Source organism: Kutzneria sp. 744, from assembly GCF_000568255.1.
In the GTDB taxonomy this organism is placed as follows: Bacteria; Actinomycetota; Actinomycetes; order Mycobacteriales; family Pseudonocardiaceae; genus Kutzneria.
Genome location: NZ_KK037166.1, coordinates 529,318 through 531,730 on the forward strand (window position 1 = coordinate 529,318; position 2,413 = coordinate 531,730).

Here is a 2,413-nt window from a genome sequence, read left to right on the forward strand (position 1 = left end):
CCCACCCGCAGAGGTCGTCGCCGACCGCACGGACAGCGATCTGCTCGTGGTCGGCCGCGGCGGCAGCGGGGCGGTCACCAAGGCGGCACTGCATCTCGCGCCGTGCCCGGTGCTGGTCGTGCACGACAGCATCAGACCCAGTCGCGCACGCAGTGGACAACTGGCCGACTGGAGCCCTTGCCTGCCTTGGCCTCGCGAGCGCTCGACCGTCCACCTCGAACGGGCGGGCGTCCACCCGAACTGACCGAAGGAGAAGCCATGCCGCACGCCAGGAAATGGCACGTCGAGATCTACATCGACGAACACGAGGACCAGACCCGCGCCGAGGCCCGGCTGACCAGCCAGGACAACCTGGCCACGATCGGCCGCGGCCGGGCCCGGCGCAAACCCGCACGACCCGAACGTGCCGGAGATCGGCGACGAGCTCGCCGTGGCCCGGGCACTGGCCGACCTGAGCCACCAGCTGCTCGACGCCGCGGTGCAGGACGTCGAGGGCATCACCCATCGCCCCGCGCACTTCGCCGAGTGAGTCCGGGAGGCCGGCGAGCACCAGCCACTGATCGGCACACCGAACCCAAGGCACGAAAGGAGAAAACCCATGCTCGCCGACCGTGTGGTCGTGTTGGGTGGCGGATTCGCCGCCCTGGAGACGGCGTTCCAGCTCACCGCCATGGTCGACCCGAACCGGCTGCACCTGACCGTCGTGTCGGACCGGGACCACTTCCTGTACCGGCCCGGCCTCGTCGGCCTGCCGTTCGGCGCGGCGGAGGCCCCGCTGCACGTCCCGCTCAGCATGGCCCTGGACCGGTGGAACATCACCCGCCGCCTGGCCTGCGTGGAGAACGTCGACACCGAACGGCGCATCGTGCACACCAACCGGGTCATGCCGATCCACTACGACCACTTGGTGATCGCCACCGGCGCGCAGGCGCACCCGCACGGCGTCCCCGGCCTGGCCGAACACGCCGCGCAGATCTCGTCGCCGGGTCAGTTGCACCGGCTCGGCGAGCGGTTCCAGTGGGTCGCGCACAATGCCGGGCACGGCCGCCCGCAACACGTGCTGTTCGTCGTGCCGCCCGGCACGGTGTGGCCGGGGCCGGCCTACGAGATCGCGCTGATGTTCGACACGTGGCTGCGCCGGCGCACCGTGCGCCACCAGGTGCGCATCACCTTCGCCACCGCCGAACGGGCCTTCGGCGAGCAACTGGGCGCCGGCCTGCACCGCATCCTGGCCGACGAGTTCGCCACCAGGGGCATCACCGGCGAGACCGACCTGCCCGTCACCGAGATCGCCGAAGTGCACACGTGCTTCGACGACGGCTCGAAGCTCCACCATGACCTCGTCGTCGCGCTGCCGCCGCACGCGGCCGCGCTGTGGCACGACGGCCTGCCGGCCGACGACCGCGGCTTCCTGACCTGCCGGCCCGATCGGTCCCTCGTCGGCCGGGACGACGTGTTCGCGCCGGGCGACGCCGGCGACTTCCCGGTCAAGCAGTCGTTCCTGGCCGTCACCCAGGCCCGGGCCGTCGCCGCGGCCGTCGCGGCCCGCATCACCGGCCGGCCGGTCGACACCGGGTTCGAGCCGACCGCGCTCTGTGTGCTGGACACCGTGGACAAGGGCATCCTCGTCGAGGCGCCGCTGACGGCCGAGGGCCTGGTCCGGGTGGACCACGACCGCGTGCTGAGCGGACCGGCCTGGCGGGCCGCCAAGTACGCGCTCGCGCGGTACGTGCCGATGCGCTACCGCCACGGCAAGCCGGCGCTTCCGCGGGCCGGGCACGGGCTGCTGACCGCCGCACGGCACTTCCTGGAGCGATAGGCCGATGGTCCCGGTCGCGACCGGGCCCGTCGGCACCGCAGGAGGTGTCGACGGGCCGTGTCGACGATCACCCTCGCGACGCGAGACTTCCTTCAGGAGCAAGGAACTTCCCTTCCCGGAGGCGGCAATGTCCACCACGACGCAGCACCGGCAGGCGATCGACGACCAGCGTTACGCGGATGTGCGCGACCGCCGGCTCGCGGCGGCACTGGCGGCCGAGGACGCCGCCGAGACCGAGGGCCTGGACCCGTTGGAGCGCATGACGTGCGGCCTGCACCGCAAGTGGATCCACCGCTGCGTGCACTCCGCGCTGCACGTGATCCCGGTGACCGGGCACCGCTGGTGCCGCGACTGCGCGACCGCCGCCGACGTGATGGTCGACGAGCTGACCGGCGAGATCCGCGTGACCTGCCCCCGCTGCCGCCGCACGCCGAATCCTCGTGCCACCAAGCAGATCGTCCGGACGTGCCGGGCCAGCCTGTCGGCGGCCTCGGCGTGACGACCGTCGGCGTGCTCGCGGAACGGGCCGGCGAGCGCCGGGTCGCGATGACGCCGGACGTCCTGCGCCGGGTCTTCGCGCTCGGGCTGGACGTG

General features: G+C 72.5%; 3 protein-coding genes and 2 pseudogenes. All 5 read left to right on the top strand.

The genetic code is table 11. The features are described 5' to 3' along the window. A pseudogene (locus KUTG_RS63030) lies at positions 1 to 244 on the top strand (hypothetical protein); the annotation flags it as partial. 14 nt (positions 245 to 258) lie between these two features. Further along, positions 259 to 330 (top strand): annotated as a pseudogene (locus KUTG_RS65870) (DUF1876 domain-containing protein); the annotation flags it as partial. Between the two features lie 73 nt (positions 331 to 403). Beyond that, positions 404 to 529 carry a dsRBD fold-containing protein gene (locus KUTG_RS65875; protein WP_369794419.1) on the top strand — a complete coding sequence of 42 codons (126 nt, stop codon included), beginning with the start codon at positions 404 to 406 and terminating at the stop codon, positions 527 to 529. A gap of 69 nt (positions 530 to 598) precedes the next feature. Further along, positions 599 to 1,819 carry an NAD(P)/FAD-dependent oxidoreductase gene (locus KUTG_RS02360; RefSeq protein WP_043714549.1) on the top strand — a complete coding sequence of 407 codons (1,221 nt, stop codon included), beginning with the start codon at positions 599 to 601 and terminating at the stop codon, positions 1,817 to 1,819. Positions 1,820 to 1,946: 127 nt separating this feature from the next. After that, the gene (locus tag KUTG_RS02365; protein ID WP_043714550.1) at positions 1,947 to 2,318 is read left to right on the top strand and encodes a hypothetical protein; all 372 of its coding nucleotides are present in this window, start codon (positions 1,947 to 1,949) and stop codon (positions 2,316 to 2,318) included. Positions 2,319 to 2,413: the final 95 nt, after the last annotated feature.

Excerpts from the sequence above, each read along its gene's own strand:
- KUTG_RS02360 (WP_043714549.1), top strand. The coding sequence starts at position 599 with ATGCTCGCCGACCGTGTGGTCGTGTTGGGTGGCGGATTCGCCGCCCTG.
- KUTG_RS02365 (WP_043714550.1), top strand. The coding sequence starts at position 1,947 with ATGTCCACCACGACGCAGCACCGGCAGGCGATCGACGACCAGCGTTAC.